General features: G+C 75.8%; 5 protein-coding genes and 1 pseudogene. All 6 read right to left on the minus strand.

Annotation, left to right across the window (positions count from 1 at the left end; genetic code table 11):
- Window positions 1-26: 26 nt before the first annotated feature.
- Window positions 27-10715, minus strand: coding sequence for a type I polyketide synthase (locus tag NX794_RS17835; RefSeq protein WP_258779543.1), 10689 nt, complete (start codon window positions 10713-10715; stop codon window positions 27-29).
- 107 nt (window positions 10716-10822) lie between these two features.
- The gene (locus tag NX794_RS17840) at window positions 10823-12088 is read right to left on the minus strand and encodes a methylaspartate mutase (RefSeq protein WP_258779544.1); all 1266 of its coding nucleotides are present in this window, start codon (window positions 12086-12088) and stop codon (window positions 10823-10825) included.
- Window positions 12085-12537: a cobalamin B12-binding domain-containing protein gene (locus NX794_RS17845; RefSeq protein ID WP_258779545.1), complete on the minus strand. Its 453-nt coding sequence runs from the start codon at window positions 12535-12537 to the stop codon at window positions 12085-12087. Before NX794_RS17845 ends, NX794_RS17840 begins: the two co-directional genes overlap by 4 nt.
- Window positions 12537-13775, minus strand: a complete 1239-nt coding sequence (locus NX794_RS17850; protein ID WP_258779546.1) for a type III PLP-dependent enzyme domain-containing protein — start codon at window positions 13773-13775, stop codon at window positions 12537-12539. Before NX794_RS17850 ends, NX794_RS17845 begins: the two co-directional genes overlap by 1 nt.
- The gene (locus tag NX794_RS17855; RefSeq protein WP_258779547.1) at window positions 13772-15298 is read right to left on the minus strand and encodes an AMP-binding protein; all 1527 of its coding nucleotides are present in this window, start codon (window positions 15296-15298) and stop codon (window positions 13772-13774) included. Before NX794_RS17855 ends, NX794_RS17850 begins: the two co-directional genes overlap by 4 nt.
- Window positions 15295-16854 (minus strand): annotated as a pseudogene (locus tag NX794_RS17860) (amino acid adenylation domain-containing protein). Before NX794_RS17860 ends, NX794_RS17855 begins: the two are co-directional and overlap by 4 nt.
- Between the last annotated feature and the right edge of the window lie 9 nt (window positions 16855-16863).

The raw sequence follows: 16863 nt of genomic DNA on the forward strand, positions 1-16863 counted from the left end.
GCGCGTCGGCCGGCACCGGGGTGGGATCACGTGCCGCCGCTGCGGTCGAGCGCGGCACGTACCAGGTCGGCGACGGCCATGGACTTGATGTCCAGCACCGGGTCGGCGGGCGCGGTGGCGGTGACGGGCTCGGACAGTGCGAGGAGGCCGTCGAGCAGGCCGGCCGCGCGGATGCGAGCGACGGGGATACGGGAGATGAGGGCGCCGAGCGCGTCGTCGCCGGGTGTGGCGGCGGCCGGCTCGGGGTCCCGCGGTTCCGGCAGCAGCCGTTCGAGGAGGTGGCCGGCGAGTGCGGCGGGCGTGGGGTGGTCGAAGATCGAGGTGGCGGGCAGGCGCAGTCCGCTCACCGCGTTCAGGCGGTTGCGCAGTTCGACGGCGGCGAGCGAGTCGAAACCGAGGTCGGTGAAGGCGCGGCGCGGTTCCACGGCGGCGGGCCCGGCATGACCGAGGACGGCGGCGACCTCGGTACGGACCGCCTCCAGCACGGTGTGCGCGTGGTCGGCGGCGGGCAGTTCGGCGAGCCGTTCGCCGAGCGTGCGGGCCCGGTCGTCGCGGGCGGGGCGGGCGCCGGCGCCGGCGAGGGTGCGCAGGACGGCCGGGACGTCGTCGCCGCGCCTGCGCAGGGCGGCGGTGTCGAGGCGTACCGGCACCAGGGCCGGGCTGCCGGACGCCACGGCCGCGTCGAACAGCTCCAGCCCCTCGCCGGGGTCGAGCGCGCCGATGCCGGAGCGGGCGATCCGCTGGACCTCGGCGGTGTCCAGGCCGGCGCCCATGCCGCCGCCCGACCACAGGCCCCAGGCCAGGGAGGTGGCGGGCAGGCCGAGAGCGGCGCGGTGGGCGGCGAGGGCGTCGAGGAAGACGTTGGCGGCGGCGTAGTTGCCCTGGCCGGAGGCGTCGAGGGTGCCGGCGGCCGAGGAGAACAGCACGAAGTGGGCGAGGTCCCGGTCCCGGGTCAGCTCGTGCAGGTGCCAGGCGGCGTCCGCCTTGGGCCGCAGCACGGTGTCCAGGCGGGCCGGCGTGAGGGACGTGACGAGGCCGTCGTCCAGGACGCCGGCGGTGTGGACGACGCTGTCGACGGGGTGGGCGGCGAGCAGCGCGGCGAGCGCGGCACGGTCGGAGACGTCACAGGCGACGACCTCCGCCGTCGCGCCCGACTCCCTCAGCTCGTGCTGGAGTTGTGCCGCGCCGGGTGCCCCGGGGCCGCGGCGGCCGGCCAGCACCAGGCGGGTGACGCCGTGCCGGGTGGCCAGGTGGCGGGCGACCAGGGCGCCGAGCCCGCCGGTGCCGCCGGTGATCAGCACGGTGCCCCAGGGCCGCCGCGGCGCGGGCGCGTCGGTGTCCTCGGCGCGGACCAGCCGGGGTGCGTACGCCCGGCCGTCGCTCCACCGCACCTCCGGTTCCCCGGAGTCGAGCAGGGCGGCGAGCGCGGCCCGGTCCGGTACGGCGGTGTCGGGCCCGGACCGGGTGACGAGCAGGATCCGGCCGGGATCCTCGGCCTGCGCGGCCCGCACCAGCCCCCGCACCGGCGCGTCGGCGAGCGCGCCCCCGGCGAGGACGACCAGCACCGATCCGGTGTACCGCTCGTCGGCCGTCCACGCCCGCAGCGCCTCCAGGGTGCGGGCCAGCACCGTCCGCACGGCGCCCGGCAGTTGGCCGCCTTCGGCGCGCGGGGCGGTGACGGGCAGGATGACGGCGTCCGGCACGGTGGTGCCGAGCGCGTCCAGGCGGGGGTGGAGGGGGGCGCCGAGTCCGAGGTCGTCGTCGCCGAGCACCGCCCAGGTACGGCGGTCGGGGCGGCCGGCGGCAGGCGGCAGCGGTTCGCCGGTGACGGTGTACAGGTGCCGCCCGCGGCGTGGGGCCAGCCGGTCGGCGGTGACGGGCCGGGTGGCGTAGGACGCGACGGTGGCCAGCGGCCGGCCCCCGGTGTCCGCCAGCTCGATGCGGGTGCCGTCGGCGCCGGGGGTGACCCGGACGCGGGCGGCGAGGGAGGCCGGCGCGTGCGAGGCGACTCCGGTCCAGGCGAAGGGCAGGGCGAGTGCGCCGTCCGCGCCGGGGGCCTGCTCGGTGTCCGCCAGCGAGGTGACGTGCAGGGCGGAGTCCAGCAGCGCCGGGTGGAGGGTGTGCCGGGCGGCGTCCTGGCGGGCGCTGTCGGGGAGTTCGAGGTCGGCGAGCAGGGTGCCGCCGTGCCGCCAGGCGGCCCGTACGCCCTGGAAGACGGGGCCGTAGTCGTAACCCTCGCTGTGCAGGCGGGGGTAGAGGCCGGTGACGTCGAGGGGGACGGCACCGGCCGGCGGCCAGGCGCCGGACAGGGAGCCGGGCTCGGCGGCGGTGTCGGTGAGGGTGCCGGCGGCGTGCCGGGTCCAGGGGTCGTCGGCGGGGGCGTCCTCGGCGCGGGAGTGGATCTCCACGGTGCCGTCGGCGCGGGTCGCGACCCGGAGGTGTACGGCGGTGTCGCCGTCCAGCACGAGCGGCGCCTGGAGGGTCAGTTCCTCCAGGGCGGGGCGCCCGGTGAGGTGTCCGGCGTACAGGGCGAGGTCGACCAGGGCGGCGCCGGGCACCAACACCGTGCCCAGGACCGCGTGTTCGGCGAGGACGGGGTGGGTGGTGGTGGAGACCCGGCCGGTGAGCAGGGTCCCGGCGTCGCCGGGGAGGTCGAGGCGGGCGCTGAGCAGCGGGTGGTCCACGGCGGCGAGGCCGTGTCCGGCCGCGTCCCCGGCGGCCACCGCCGGCGTGGGCAGCCAGTGACGGCGGTGGTCGAAGGCGTAGGTGGGCAGGTCGACCCGGCGGCCGGCGTACGTGCCGTACAGCACCGCCCAGTCGACGTCCGAGCCGCGGGTGTGGACGGCGGCCAGGGCGGCGAGCAGCGCGGGCAGCGGCGCGGTGTCCTTGCGGGCGGCGGCCACGAACGCGGTGTCCTCGGCGTCGGGCAGGCAGTCCGGGCCCAGCGCGGTGAGGACGGGCGCGGCACCGAGTTCGAGGAAGGTGTCGGCGCCCCGGGCGGCCAGGGTGGTGACGGCGTCGGCGAAGCGCACGGTGCCGCGCACGTGCCGTACCCAGTAGTCGGCGGAGCCCAGTTCGGCGGTGGTGGCCGGGGCGCCGGTGAGGGTGGAGACGATCGGCACGGCCGGTTCGGCCGCCGTGAGGCCGGCCATGACCTCGCGGATGGAGTCCAGCACAGGTTCCATGCGGGGCGAGTGGAAGGCGTGCGAGACGCGCAGCCTGCGGGTGTTGGCGAAGTGCGCGGCGACCTCGGTGACGGCGTCCTCGTCGCCGGAGATCACCACGGCACGCGGTCCGTTGACGGCGGCGAGCCCGGCCCGGTCGCCGAGCAGCGGGGCGACCTCGTCCTCGGTGGCCGGTACGGCGATCATGGCGCCGCCCTCGGGAAGGGCGCCCATCAGCCGGCCCCGGGCGGCGACGGCGGTGACGGCGTCCTGCAAGGACCAGACGCCGGCGGCGTGCGCGGCGGCGAACTCGCCGACGGAGTGGCCGGCCAGCAGGTCGGGGCGCAGCCCGAAGGACTCCAGCAGCCGGTAGAGGGCGACTTGGGTGGTGAACAGGGCGGCCTGGGTGTAGGCGGTGCGCTCCAGGGTCTCGGTGTCGTCCCCGAACACGACGTCGGCCAGCGGCCGTTCGAGGTGTTTGTCGAAGAGGGCGGCGGCGCGGTCGAAGTGCTCGGCGTAGACGGGGAAGGCGTCGTACCAGTCGCGGCCCATGCCCGGACGCTGGGCGCCCTGGCCGGAGAACAGGTAGGCGAGGCCGCCGTCGGTTGCGGAGCCGGTGACGAGGAGTCCGGGTGCGTCGGTGCCGTGGGCCAGGGCGTCCAGGGCGGCGGCCGCCTGCCCGGCGCCGGTGGCGAGGACGACGGCGCGGTGCGGGTGCGTCGCGCGGGTGGTGGCCAGGGCCGGACCGAGGTCGGCCGGGTCGGTGCCGGTCAGGTCGAGCAGGCGGCGGGCCTGGCCGCGCAGCGACTCGGGCGAGCGGGCGGAGACCGGGAGGGCCAGCACCGGCGGGCGGGCGGCGGGGTCGGGCTCCGGGGACTCGGGGGCGGTGAACTCCTCCAGGATCACATGGGCGTTGGTGCCGCTGATCCCGAACGAGGACACCCCGGCCCGCCGTGCCCGGCCGGTGGCGGGCCACGGCCGCCGCTCGGTGAGCAGGGCCACGGCACCGGCGCTCCAGTCGACCTGGTGGGACGGCTCGTCCACGTGCAGGGTGCGCGGCAGTTCGCCGTGGCGCATCGCCAGCACCATCTTGATGATCCCGGCGACGCCGGCGGCGGCCTGGGTGTGCCCCATGTTCGACTTGACGGAGCCCAGCCAGAGCGGCTCGGCGCGGTCCTGGCCGTAGGTGGCGAGCAGGGCCCCCGCCTCGATGGGGTCGCCGAGGGTGGTGCCGGTGCCGTGGGCCTCGACGGCGTCGACGTCGGCCGGGGTGAGCCCGGCGGCGGCCAGGGCGGCGCGGATGACGCGCTGCTGGGAGGGGCCGTTGGGGGCGGTGAGCCCGTTGGAGGCGCCGTCGGAGTTGACGGCGGAGCCGCGGACGACGGCGAGGACCTGGTGGCCGTGGCGGCGGGCGTCGGAGAGGCGTTCCACGACCAGGACGCCGACGCCCTCGCCCCAGCCGGTGCCGTCCGCGCCCTGGGCGAAGGACTTGCAGCGGCCGTCGGCGGCGAGGCCGCGCTGCCGGGCGAAGTCGACGAAGGTGTCCGGCGTGGACATGACGGTGACACCGCCGGCCAGGGCGAGGTCGCACTCCCCCTGCCGCAGCGCCTGCGCGGCCAGGTGCAGGGTGACCAGCGAGGAGGAGCAGGCGGTGTCCACGGTGACCGCCGGGCCCTCCAGTCCGAGAGCGTAGGCGACGCGGCCGGAGACGACGCTGCCGAGGCTGCCGTTGCCGAGGTAGGCGGCGAGGTCGTCGGGCACCTCGGCGAGCCAGGTGCCGTAGTCGTGGTACATGACGCCCGCGAACACACCGGTGCGGGAGCCGCGCAGCCGCTGCGGGTCGATGGCGGAACGCTCCAGCGCCTCCCAGGACACCTCCAGCAGCAGCCGCTGCTGGGGGTCCATGGCGGTGGCCTCGCGGGGGCCGATGCCGAAGAAGCCGGCGTCGAACTCGGCCGCGTCGTACAGGAAGGCGCCCTCACGGGTGTAGGTGCGGCCGGGGGTGCCGGGCTCCGGGTCGTAGAGCGCGTCGGCGTCCCAGCCGCGGTCGGCCGGGAACCCGCCCACCGCGTCGACTCCGTCGGCGACGAGCCGCCACAGGTCCTCCGGGGAGCGCACCCCGCCCGGGTAGCGGCAGCTCATGCCGACGATCACGATCGGGTCGTCGTCCTCGGCCCGCCGGACGGGTGCGTGCCGGGTGCCGGGGCCGGTGTCGGTGTCGGTGTCGGTGCCGAAGACGGTGGCGCGGATGTGGTCGGCGAGGGCGTGGGAGGTGGGGTGGTCGAAGACGAGGGTGGCGGGCAGCCGCAGCCCGGTCGCGGTGGTGAGCCGGTTGCGCAGTTCGACGGCCGCGAGCGAGTCGAAGCCGAGGTCGGTGAAGGCGCGGCCGGGGTCGATGGCGGAGGGGCCGTCGTGGCGCAGGACGGCCGCCACCTCGGTGCGCACCAGGGTGAGGACGGCGCGCTCGCGGTCGGCGGCGGGCAGCTCGGCGAGACGCCCGCCCGTGGCGGCGGGCGCGGCAGGTGGCGCGGTGGGCCGGACGAGGCCGGTGAGCAGGGGCGGTATGCCGTCGGGGCGGCGCCGTACGGCGGCGGTGTCGAGCTGCACGGGTAGCAGGTGCGGCGCGCGGGAGCGGAGGGCGGCGTCGAACAGGCGCAGGGAACGTTCGGCGGTGAGGCCGGGGACGCCGTACCCGGCGATGCGCTGCCGGGCCGCGTCGTCCAGGGCGGCGCCCATGCCGCTGCCGGTGTCCCACAGGCCCCAGGCGAGCGCGGTGGCGGGCAGCCCGAGGGCGGCGCGGTGGGCGGCGAGGGCGTCCAGGTAGGCGTTGGCGGCGGCGTAGTTGCCCTGACCGGGGCCGTCGAGGACGGCGGCGAGGGAGGAGAACAGCACGAAGTGGGCGAGGTCGCGATCCCGGGTCAGCTCGTGCAGGTGCCAGGCGCCGAGCGCCTTGGCGTGGAACACCTCGTCCACCATCTCGTCGGTGAGGCTGTCCACGATGCCGTCGCGCACGGTGCCGGCCGCGTGCACGACGGAGTCGACGGGGTGCTTCGCGAGCAGCCGGCGCAGCGCGTCACGGTCCCCGACGTCGCAGGCGGCGACGGTGACCTCGGCGCCCAACGAGGCCAGCTCAGCCTCCAGTCCGGGCGCCGCACCCCGGCGTCCGGCCAGCAGCAGGCTGCGTACACCGTGGGCGGTCACCAGGTGCCGGGCGAGCAGTGCGCCGAGGCCGCCGGTGCCGCCGGTGACGAGGACGGTGCCCCAGTCGGCGACGGGTGCGGGCTCCTCAGGGGGCTGGACGGCGAGTCGCGGGACGCTCAACTTGCCATCCTGCAAGGAGAGTTCGGGCTCACCCGTGGCGAGGATCGCGCGCAGGTCGGCATCCGGCGGCACGGCGTCGTGCTCGACGAGGACGTACCGGCCGGGGTTCTCGGCCTGGGCGGAGCGCACCAGGCCGCGGACGGCCGCGTGCGCGGGGCTGTCGGGCGGGGTGACGACGACCAGCCGGGCGCCGGTGAGACGCTCGTCCGTCTGCCAGGTGCGCAGCAGTCCCAGCACGCCGAGGACGTGGTCGCGGGCCGCGCCGGCGGCGGCAATCGCGGGGCCGGGCACCAGGTGCGCCACCGCGTCCGCCGAGGTGTCGGGGTCGCCGTCCAGGACCGCGACCCGGAGAGGTTCGACGCCGGCCGGCCGGGGGTACGGCGTCCACCGCACCCCGTACAGGACGTCGCTCGCCGGTACGGGGCGGGAGGTGAGGCCCTCGATGTCGGCCACGGGGGCGCCGGTGGGGTCGGCGAGGCGCAGGGCGAGGGTGTCGGCGCCGCGCCGGGTGATCCGCACCCGCAGGGCGGACGCGCCGGTGGCGTGCAGGGTGACGCCGGTCCAGGCGAACGGCACCAGCACCTCGGGGCGGGCCGGCGTGTCGAGGTCGGCGGCGTGCAGGGCGGCGTCGAGCAGCGCCGGGTGCAGACCGAACCCGGTGGCCTCGGCGGCGGCCGGTCCGGGCAGGGCGACCTCGGCGTACACCTCGTCACCGTGCCGCCAGGCGGCGCGCAGCCCCTGGAAGGCGGGCCCGTAGCCGTAGCCCTGGTCGGCGAGATTCGCGTAGACGCCCTCGGTGTCGAGCGGTCGGGCGCCCTCGGGCGGCCAGGCGTCGAGGCCGGCCGGCGGCACGGAGGCAGCGGTGGTCAGGACGCCCGCCGCGTGCCGCGTCCAGGCGGCGGATGCGTCGGCGCGGGTGTGGACGGTGACGCTCCGGCGTCCGGTGCCGTCCGGTTCGCCGACGGCGACCTGTACGGCGACGTCCTCCTCGGCGCCGAGCACGAGCGGGGCGCCCAGGGTCAGTTCCTCCAGGCCGAGCGCGCCGACGTGACCTCCCGCGCGCAGGGCGAGTTCCACGAACCCGGTGCCGGGGAAGAGCACCCGCCCGGCGATGACGTGGTCGGCGAGCCACGGCTGGGTACGGGTGGACAGCCGTCCGGTGAGGACGACGCCCTCGGCGCCGACGGCGACCACGGCCGCCAGCAGCGGATGGCCGGCCGGGAGCTGGCCGAGGCCCGTGGCGTCGGTGGCGGCGCGCTGCTCCAGCCAGAACCGGCGCCGCTGGAAGGGGTAGCGGGGCAGGTCGACGCGCCGGCCGCCGAGCCCGTCGAAGTGCCGCCGCCAGTCGACGGGGACGCCCCGGGCGTGGGCGGCGGCGAGTGCGGTCAGGGCCTCGCGGGTCTCGGGCCGCTCGCGCCGCAGCACCGGCAGGAACGCGGTGCCGGGCGTGTCGGCGCAGTCGGGGCCCATGGCGGACAGGACGGCGTCCGGGCCGACCTCCAGGAACGTGCGCACCCCGGCGCCGGCGAGGGCGCGCACGGCATCGTGGAAGCGGACCCGGGCGCGGACGTGCTCCACCCAGTACTCGGGGTCGCACAGTTCGGTGCTGACGGGCGCGCCGGTGACGGTGGAGACCACGGGCAGCGCCGGCTCGGCGTAGTCCAGGACGTGGACGACGCGCCGGAACTCGGCCAGCATCGGTTCCATCAGCGGCGAGTGGAAAGCGTGGCTCACCCGCAGCCGCTTGGTGTCGTGACCGCGGGCGGCGAGGTCCGCGGCGATGCGCTCCACGTCGGCCGCGTCCCCGGAGACGACCACGGCGGCGGGCCCGTTGACGGCGGCGATCCCGGTGCGCGGCGTGAGCAGCGGCGCGACCTCCGCCTCGGGGGCGCGGACCGCGATCATGGCACCCCCCTCGGGGAGCCGCTGCATGAGCCGGCCGCGCGCGGCGACCAGGATGGTGGCGTCCTGGAGGGTGAGCACACCGGCGACATGGGCGGCGGCGATCTCGCCGACGGAGTGCCCGGCGAGCTGGTCGGGGGTGAGGCCCCAGCTCTCCAGCAGGCGGTACAGGGCGACTTCGACGGCGAAGAGGGCGGGCTGCGCGTACTCGGTGCGGTGCAGCAGCCCGTCCTCGGGGCCCCCGGGCTCCGCGAACAGGACGTCCCGCAGCGGGTGTTCGAGCTGGAGGTCGAAGTGGGCGCAGATCTCGTCCAGGGCGTCGGCGAACGCCGGTTGGGTGGCGGCGAGTTCGCGGCCCATGCCGAGCCGCTGGCTGCCCTGCCCGGTGAACAGGAAGCCGAGTTCGCCGTCGGCGCGGGCGGTGGGCGGGGTGGCTCCGGAGGCCAGGTCGGCCAGGAGGGACCGGAGTTCGGTGCGGTCGGCGGCGACGAGGACGGCGCGGTCGGGCAGGGCGGTCCGGGTGGTGGCCAGGGAGTGGGCGAGGTCCAGCGGGTCGGTGGCGTCGAGCAGGGGCAGCAGGTCGGCGGCGCGGGCGCGCAGGGCCGCCGTTCCGCGTGCGGACAGGAGGAAGGGCAGCGGGGCGCCGGCGACCGGCTCCGGGTGGCTGTCCGTGTCGGTGGGGGCGGGTTCCGGCTGCTCCAGGATGACGTGCGCGTTGGTGCCGCTTACGCCGAACGAGGACACGCCGGCCCGCCGTACCCGGCCGGTGTCGGGCCAGGTCTGCCGTGCGGTGACGAGTTCCACGGCGCCGGAGGACCAGTTGACGGCCGGGGTGGGGGCGTCGACGTGCAGGGTCGCCGGGATCTCGCCGTGCCGCAGGGCGAGGATCGCCTTGATCATCCCGGCGACGCCGGAGGCGGCCTGGGTGTGTCCGAGGTTGGACTTGACGGAGCCCAGCCGCAGCGGTTCGGCACGGTCCTGGCCGTAGACGGCGAGCAGGGCGGTGGCCTCGATGGGGTCGCCGAGCCGGGTGCCGGTGCCGTGCGCCTCGACCAGGTCGACGTCCGCCGGAGCGAGTCCGGCGTCGGCGAGGGCCTGCCGGATCAGCCGTTGCTGCGCGGTGCCGTTGGGCGCGGTGAGGCCGTTGGAGGCGCCGTCGGAGTTGACGGCGCTGCCCCGGACGACGGCCAGGACCCGGTGTCCGGCCCGGCGGGCGTCGCTCAGCCGTTCCAGGACGAGGACGCCGACGCCCTCGGCGAAGCCGGTGCCGTCGGCCGCGGCGGCGAACGCCTTGCAGCGTCCGTCGGGGGCGAGGCCCCGCTGCCGGCTGAAGGCGGTGAACACGCCGGGGCCGCCCATGACGGCGACGCCGCCCGCGAGCGCGAGCGTGGACTCCCCCTGGCGCAGAGAGCGGCACGCCAGGTGGACGGCGACCAGCGAGCCGGAGCAGGCGGTGTCGACGGTGACGGCCGGTCCTTCGGCGCCCAGGACGTAGGCGACGCGGCCGGAGATGACGCTGGAGGTGTTGCCGGCCAGCAGGTAGGCGTCGAGGCCGTCCGGGGCGTCGTGCAGGCGGGGCCCGTACTCCTGGACCTCGGCGCCGAAGAACATGCCGGCCGGGGTGCCGCGCAGCCCGGCCGGGTCGATGCCGGCGTCCTCCAGGGCCTGCCAGGAGGTCTCCAGCACGAGCCGCTGCTGGGGGTCCATGCCCAGTGCCTCGCGGGGGCTGATGCCGAAGAAGTCGGCGTCGAATCCGGTGGCGGTGTCGAGGAATCCGCCGTGGCGGACGTAGGAGCTGCCGGGTACTTCGGGGTCCTCATCGTAGAGGGCGTCGAGGTCCCAGCCGCGGTCGCGCGGGAAGCCGGACAGCACGTCGCCGCCCTCGGTGAGCAGCCGCCACAGCGCCTCGGGGGTGTCGATGCCGCCGGGGAAGCGGCAGCCGATGCCGACGACGGCGATCGGCTCGTCGTCGGCCGCGCGGCCGGCCTGCGGCGCCTCGGGCCGCTTCGCCGGGGTGCCGTGGACCTCGGCGAGCAGCCGGTCGGTCAGGTCGTGGACGGTGGGGCAGTCGTAGGCGAGGCCGACCGGCAGGTCCAGGCCGGTGCGTTCGGTCAGCCGGCGGTGCAGGTCGACCGCGGCGAGCGAGTCGAGGCCCTGCGCGGCGAACGGGGTGTCCGCGTCGAGCGCGTCCACCGTCCCCGGCCGGGCCGCCTCGATCGCCTCGGTGGCGGCCGTGCGCACCAGTTCGGTGACCAGCCTGCGCCGACGGGCGGGGACGGTCCCGGCGAGCCGTCGTCCCAGGGCTGAATCGGATCCGGGCCCGTTCATCCACGCATCTCCACTTTCGGCCGACACCGGTTCTCCTCACCTTTTTCCCCACGCTAGTGACGGCCTCGGAAAGGCCACACCCTTAAGCACCCCTAGGGGTGGGCCGGTTACAGAACGGCCGGTTCACCTTGGTCGTAGCGGTCGTAGCGACGGCGGACATGGGACAGCGCGCCGAGCAGTTCGTCGGAGGTGATGGCCCGGGCGGGGCGGACGTCGGCTATCCCGGTCAGGGGCATCTTTCCGATGTCGGACCAGCACAGCCGGCCGTCCGCGTCGATGTAACTCCGGCTGAATCCGGCGTTGTCGGGATGCAGACAGTAGGGCACGTCCAGGCATCCGGTGGCGAACGCCGTCAACAGGGCCCGGCCGAGGTCGTCGTCCAACGCCAACACCGCCTCCACCAGGGCAGTTGCCTCGGCGTACGTCTGCGTGCCGGTGCCCTCCAGGGGGGCGCGGGCGGTGCGGGCGGCGACGGCCGCCGCGTGTTCCAGCGCGGCGACGTTCTCGGCGACGGTCGGAATACGGCGGGATTCCGCGACGGTTTTCACGATGAGCCGTTCCGAACCGCTGGCGACGGCGAGTTCGGCCGCTTTTCCGAGCAACGCGTAGGCGCCGTGCTCGGTTTCCGGGAACAGTCCCATGTAGGCGTAGACGACGACGTGCCATTCGGTGTGCGGGAGGAAGCGCGCGCACAGGGTGCGCAACGCGGCGACGGCTTCCGCGTCCTGGCGCGGATCGGTCTGCTGGGCGTAACTCACCGAAATGCTGCGGATGCCGTGCCGGTGGAAGAACATCGCCTCCAGGACACTGACCGCGACGAGCAGGCCGGGCGGGCAGAGCTGGCCGAGGATGCAGCCGCCGAAGGTCTCCAGGTGCGGTTCGGCGCCCGAATCGCGCAGAGCGGCGAGCAGTTCGCAGGACGCCCGCCAGTGGCCGACGGAGTCGCGCAGCGGGACCCGGCCGTAGGGCAGGCAGTAGGAGACCGGGCCGCCCTCGGAGGCGTCCAGGCCGACGGCGGTCAGGGCGCGGAAGATGTGCTGCGGGGCGGCCGAGCCGTGCCGGACCTGGACCGGGAAGCCGGGGCCGTGGATGCCGTCGAGGACGGCGCGGGTGGTGGCTCTCTCGTGGCCGGCGATCGGGTAGCCGTTGAGCGGCACGCCCTCCAGGACGGCCAGTCGGGCGGAGTCCAGGTCACCGACGCGGGTGTAGCTGTCCAGGGTGATGGTGCCGACGGTGGTCGCGGCGGTGTCCCGGGTGGCGAGCAGCCCGGCCCGCATCCGTTCCGGGCTGCTCATGCCCATCCGGGGCTGGACCACCAGCCGGCCGGCGTCGTGGGCCCGGCGCACGAACGCGCCGAACCCGACGCCGCTCACACCAGGGCCCGCTGCGGCAGCGCCGCCAGCGTCCGCCGGAAGGCGGCGACACCGGCGGGGCTGTCGTCGAACACCGCGTCGTAGCCGGCGGCGCGCAGCGCGGCCACCTCCTCCTCGCCGGGAGGCCCCTCGATGCCGAGCTTGCCGCCGATGACCACGGGCACGGCGTCGAGTTCGGGGTGCTCGCGCAGCCGGGCGACGGTGCGCATGCCGTCGTGGTAGCCGTGGCCGTTGACGCTGCTGACCACGATGAGCGCGGGGCGCCTGTGCAGGGCCTCGGCGATGAGCAGGTCCTCGGGGACGCAGGGCCCGAGGTTGACCACGCGCTGCCCGTGCTCCTCCAGCAGGAGGTGCAGGTAGACGAGGTTCCAGGTGTGGGAGTCGGAGATGCCGCCGGCCACCAGGACGGGCCGGGCGCCGGGGTCGGGGGTGGTCGGGAAGGGGCTCATCACAGGGCCTGTCCGTGGTCGTAGGTGCGGGTGTGCTCGATGCGGGAGACCGAGACCAGGGCGTCGCCGCGTACGACGATCTCGGCGGGCGCGGGCCGGCCGAGGAACATCAGCAGGCTGGCGGTGGGCCCGTAGGCGCCGGCGTTGGGCACGGTGAGCAGGTCGTCCGGTGCCGGGTCGGGCAGCGGCACGTTCCGGCCGAGCAGGTCGCCCGGGGTGCACAGCGGTCCGGCGAGGTTGGCCGGAACACCGTCGGCGCCGGTGGACTCGTGCGGTTCCACGGAGACGGGCATGATGCGGCCGAGTCCGGACATGCCGCCGAAGGTGTTGATGCCGGCGTCCAGCAGCACATAGCGCTGGTCGCGGCTGTCCTTGACATTGACGACGCTCGTGAGCAGGGTGCCGCTGTCGGCGACCAGGTAGCGGCCGGACTCGCAGGCCACCTGGGGGGCGCCGGCGCGCCAGCCGGGGAAGTGCGCGTCCAGTGCCTCGGTGAGGGCGGCGCGCAGGGTGCCGTAGACGGGCCGCTCGCCCTGGACCGCGTAGGGGGAGGCGAATCCGCCGCCGATGTCGAGGAAGCGGAAGGTGACGCCGAGGCTCTCCTGGAGGGCGGCGGCGCAGGCGATCGTGTGCCGGAACTCGGCGATCAGGCTGGCCTCGTCCTTGGCGCTGCTGAGCGGGAAGAAGTGCAGTCCGGCGAGGGTGGTGCCGGGGACCTCGCGCAGGTCGGCGGCGAGGGCGGGCAGGGTCTCGCTGTCGAAGCCGAACTGGGAGGGTACGCCGGTCATGCGGATGCTGGTGGCGGCGGCGCCGGTGGCGTTGTTGACGCGGAGCAGGCAGTCGGCGGTGAGGCCCAGTTCGAGGGCGCTCTCGCCGACGCGGCGCAGGTCGCCGGGGGACTCGGTGGAGAACAGGCGGACGCCCCGGGTGAGGGCCTCGGTGATCTCCTCGGTGGTCTTGGCGGGGCCGGTGTAGAGGATCCGGTCGCCGGGGAAGCCGGCGCGCAGGGCCGCGTCGAGTTCGCCGACGGAGCTGATCTCGGCACGGCAGCCGCGGGTGCCGCCCGCCCGCAGTTCGCGCAGGAGTTCGGGGTGCGGGTTGGCCTTGGCGGCGTAGAACACCTCGACCTGCTCGGGCAGCGCGGCGAACAGGTCGTCGCGGGCCGCCGCCACCCGGTCCAGGTCGTAGACGTAGGCCGGGGTGCCGAAGCGCCCGGCGAGTTCCTCGGGGGCGGTCACGGGGCGGTTCCTTCCAGGAGGCGGGCGAGTCGCTTGCGGTCGTGCTTGCCGTGCGGGGTCAGCGGCAGCTCGTCCACGACCCGGCTCACGGCGGGCACCTTGGCGGGCTCCAGGCGCAGCGACAGCTCCTTGAGCAGGGTGTGCGGATCGATGTCGCCCTCGGCGAACACCGCGAGCGCGCGGCCCTCGGCGGGCGGGACGACGGCCGCGGCGCGGACACCGGGGACGTCCATGGCGGCGCTCTCGATCTCGGTGGTGCTCATCCGGACGCCCTTGTGCTTGAACATGTCGTCGCGGCGGCCCTCGTAGTACAGGAAGCCGTCCTCGTCCACATGGCCGAAGTCGCCGGTGTGCAGGCGCAGTCCGCCGTCGGGCGCGCGCCGGAAGGCGCGGGCGGTCTGCTCGGGCGCCCGCCAGTAGCCGGGCATGACGTGCGGGCCCTCGACCACGATCTCGCCGGTCCGGTGCGGCGGCAGCGGGTGGCCGTCCTCGTCCACGGCGAAGGCGCGGGTGCCGGGCAGCGGGCGGCCGACCGAGTCGGGCTTGGCGTCCTGGTGGGCGGGCGGCAGCACGGAGACCCGCTTGCACTCGGTCTGCCCGAACTGGACGACCACCTCGGCGCCGGGGAACGCGGCGCGCAGCCCGTCGGCGGTGGACTTCGGCAGCGCGGCACCGGTGTTGGTGAACATGCGCACCCGGGACTCGCGGCCGGGGTCGCGTGCGGCGAGGGCGCAGATCATGGTGGCCAGCGACGGCACGATGGGGACGACGGTGGCCCCGGTCTCCCGGATGCGGCGCAGCAGCACCAGGTCGGACTCGCCGTCGGCCAGCACGAGTTCGCTGCGCCCGGCCGCGGTGAGCAGCACCTTGTAGAGGCCGTAGTCCCAGGAGATGGGGAAGCGGCAGAACACCACGTCGTCGGGGCGGTAGCCGAGTTCGAGGTTGATGGCCTCGGTGGCGAAGACCATGGCGCCGTGCGGGCAGATCACCGCCTTCGGGGCGGCGGTGGAGCCGGAGGTGTAGACGAGGACGGCGATGTCCCCGGGCGTCACCTCGGCGCCACCGGAGTGCACGCCCCGGGCGCGCAGGGAGGTGATGCCCTGCCAGGCCTCGCCGAGTCCGAGCACCGGCACGCCGTCGGCGAGGGCGGTGATGCGCCGCACGGCGGTGTCGGGGACGACGACGAGGGCGGGCTCGGAGTTCTCGACGACCGCCCGCAGGTGGAAGTCCTTCATGCCGGTGTTGACGGGGACGAGGACGGCGCCCCGGCGGGCGGTGCCGTACAGCAGGGCGACCAGCTCGCGGGTGCTGGGCAGTTGGACGAGGACCCGGTCGCCGTGGCCGATGCCGTGGCCCTCCAGCCAGGCGTCTACGGCGTGGCTGTGGCCGGCGAGTTCCCGGTAGGTCCAGCGGCCGGTGGCGTCGGTGACCGCCGGGGCGTCGGGCCGCTCGGCGGTGGCCTCGTCCAGCAGGTCGTGGACCCGGGCGTCGGTACGGGCCTGCGCGGTGGGTTGACCGTTCACTGCGACGTCTGCCGCCTTTCGTGTGGGCTCGGCGTCCCGGCGGACCGCAGGGCCGTGGCCCGGGACGCGAGCTGCCTGCGGTCGGTCTTGCGGTTGGCGTTGAGGGGGAGCGCGTCCAGGTGGTGGTAGGCGCGCGGGACGACCGGGGCCGGCAGCGTCTCGCGCAGGTGGCGGGCGAGGCGGGCGGGCGGCACGGGCGCGCCGGTGTGGAAGACGGCCAGTTCCACCGTGCCGTCGACGGGCACCGCCACGGTGACGGCGTCCTCGACGCCGGGGCAGGTGCGGGCGGCGGCGTCCACCTCGGCGAGTTCCACCCGGATGCCGTGCACCTGCACCTGGGCGTCCCGGCGGCCGAGGTAGATCCAGCCGCCGTCGGCGGCGCGCCGCACGCGGTCGCCGGTGCGGTAGAAGCGGTGGCCGTCGTGCTCCAGGAACCGCCCCCGGTCGTCGGCCGGGTCGAGATAGCCGGGCGTCAACTGGGGTCCGGCGACACACAGTTCGCCCTCGTCGCCGGTGGCGGGCGCCCCGGAGGGGTCCAGCAGCAGCGTCCGGTGGCCGGGGTGCACGGCGCCGATGGGCACCATGTCGTTCGGGTGGCGGCCCGGCGTCCAGCGCTGTGCGGTGATGGTGATGGTGAGTTCGGTGGGGCCGTACAGGTTCTCCACCGTGGCGCCCGGCGCGGCGGTGGCCTAGTCCTCGGCGTCCCTGCGGCTGAGCGCCTCCCCCGCGAAGAAGCTCCACCGCAGCGACGCCAGCACGCCCGGGCCGAGCCCGCCGGTGCGCCGTACCAGGGTGATCGCGCTGGGCGTCGAGAACCACACCGTCAGGCCGTGGCCGGCCGCGAACTCCGGCAGGCGCGCGTACGCCCGGGGCGGGATGGGGACGAGGGTGGCGCCCGCGCCCCAGGCGCAGAACAGGTCGAACATCGCGCAGTCGAAGTTGAGGTCGAAGGTGCCCGAGAAGACGTCCTCGGGTCCGAAGTCGTAGCGCTCGTCGAGCAGTCCGAAGTAGTGCGCGGTGTTGGCGTGGGTGACCGGCACGCCCTTGGGCCGTCCGGTGGACCCCGAGGTGAACAGGACGTAGGCGATGTCGGAGGGCCGGGCGGGCATCGGGGTCTTCAGGGCGCTGTCCGGGTCGGCGGCGAGCGCCGGCTGCGGGTGTCCTCCGGGTGCGAACAGGGTCGGCAGGGTGACGCCCTCGGTGTGCAGGGCGGTCAGGGCGGGCAGGGCGTCGTCGTCGGCGAGCAGCGCGGTGACGCCGGCGACCTCGGCCATCCGCCGGGTGCGGGCGGCGGGGAAGCCGGGCTGGAGCGGTACGACGGTGACACCGCTGTAGAGGCCGGCCAGCAGGGCGGCGTACGCCGAGGGCCCCTTGCCGGCCAGGACGCCCACGGCGCCCCGCGGTTCGGGCAGGCCGGCCAGCAGGGAGCCGGCCAGGACCAAGGCGCGTTCGTGCAGCTCGCGGTAGGTGGTGTCGGTGCCGTCGGCGCGCACGGCGGGCCGGTCGGGGTCGAGGTCGAGGCCCCGCAGGAACCGGCCGGACAGGGTGCCTTCCATGGTGGGGTC

The sequence above is a fragment of the Streptomyces pyxinicus genome, assembly GCF_024753135.1.
GTDB lineage: Bacteria > Actinomycetota > Actinomycetes > Streptomycetales > Streptomycetaceae > Streptomyces > Streptomyces pyxinicus.

Bases quoted from the DNA above. Each gene is read 5' to 3' on its own strand.
- NX794_RS17845 (WP_258779545.1), bottom strand. From the start codon at position 12,537: ATGAGCCCCTTCCCGACCACCCCCGACCCCGGCGCCCGGCCCGTCCTG.
- NX794_RS17835 (WP_258779543.1), bottom strand. From the start codon at position 10,715: ATGAACGGGCCCGGATCCGATTCAGCCCTGGGACGACGGCTCGCCGGG.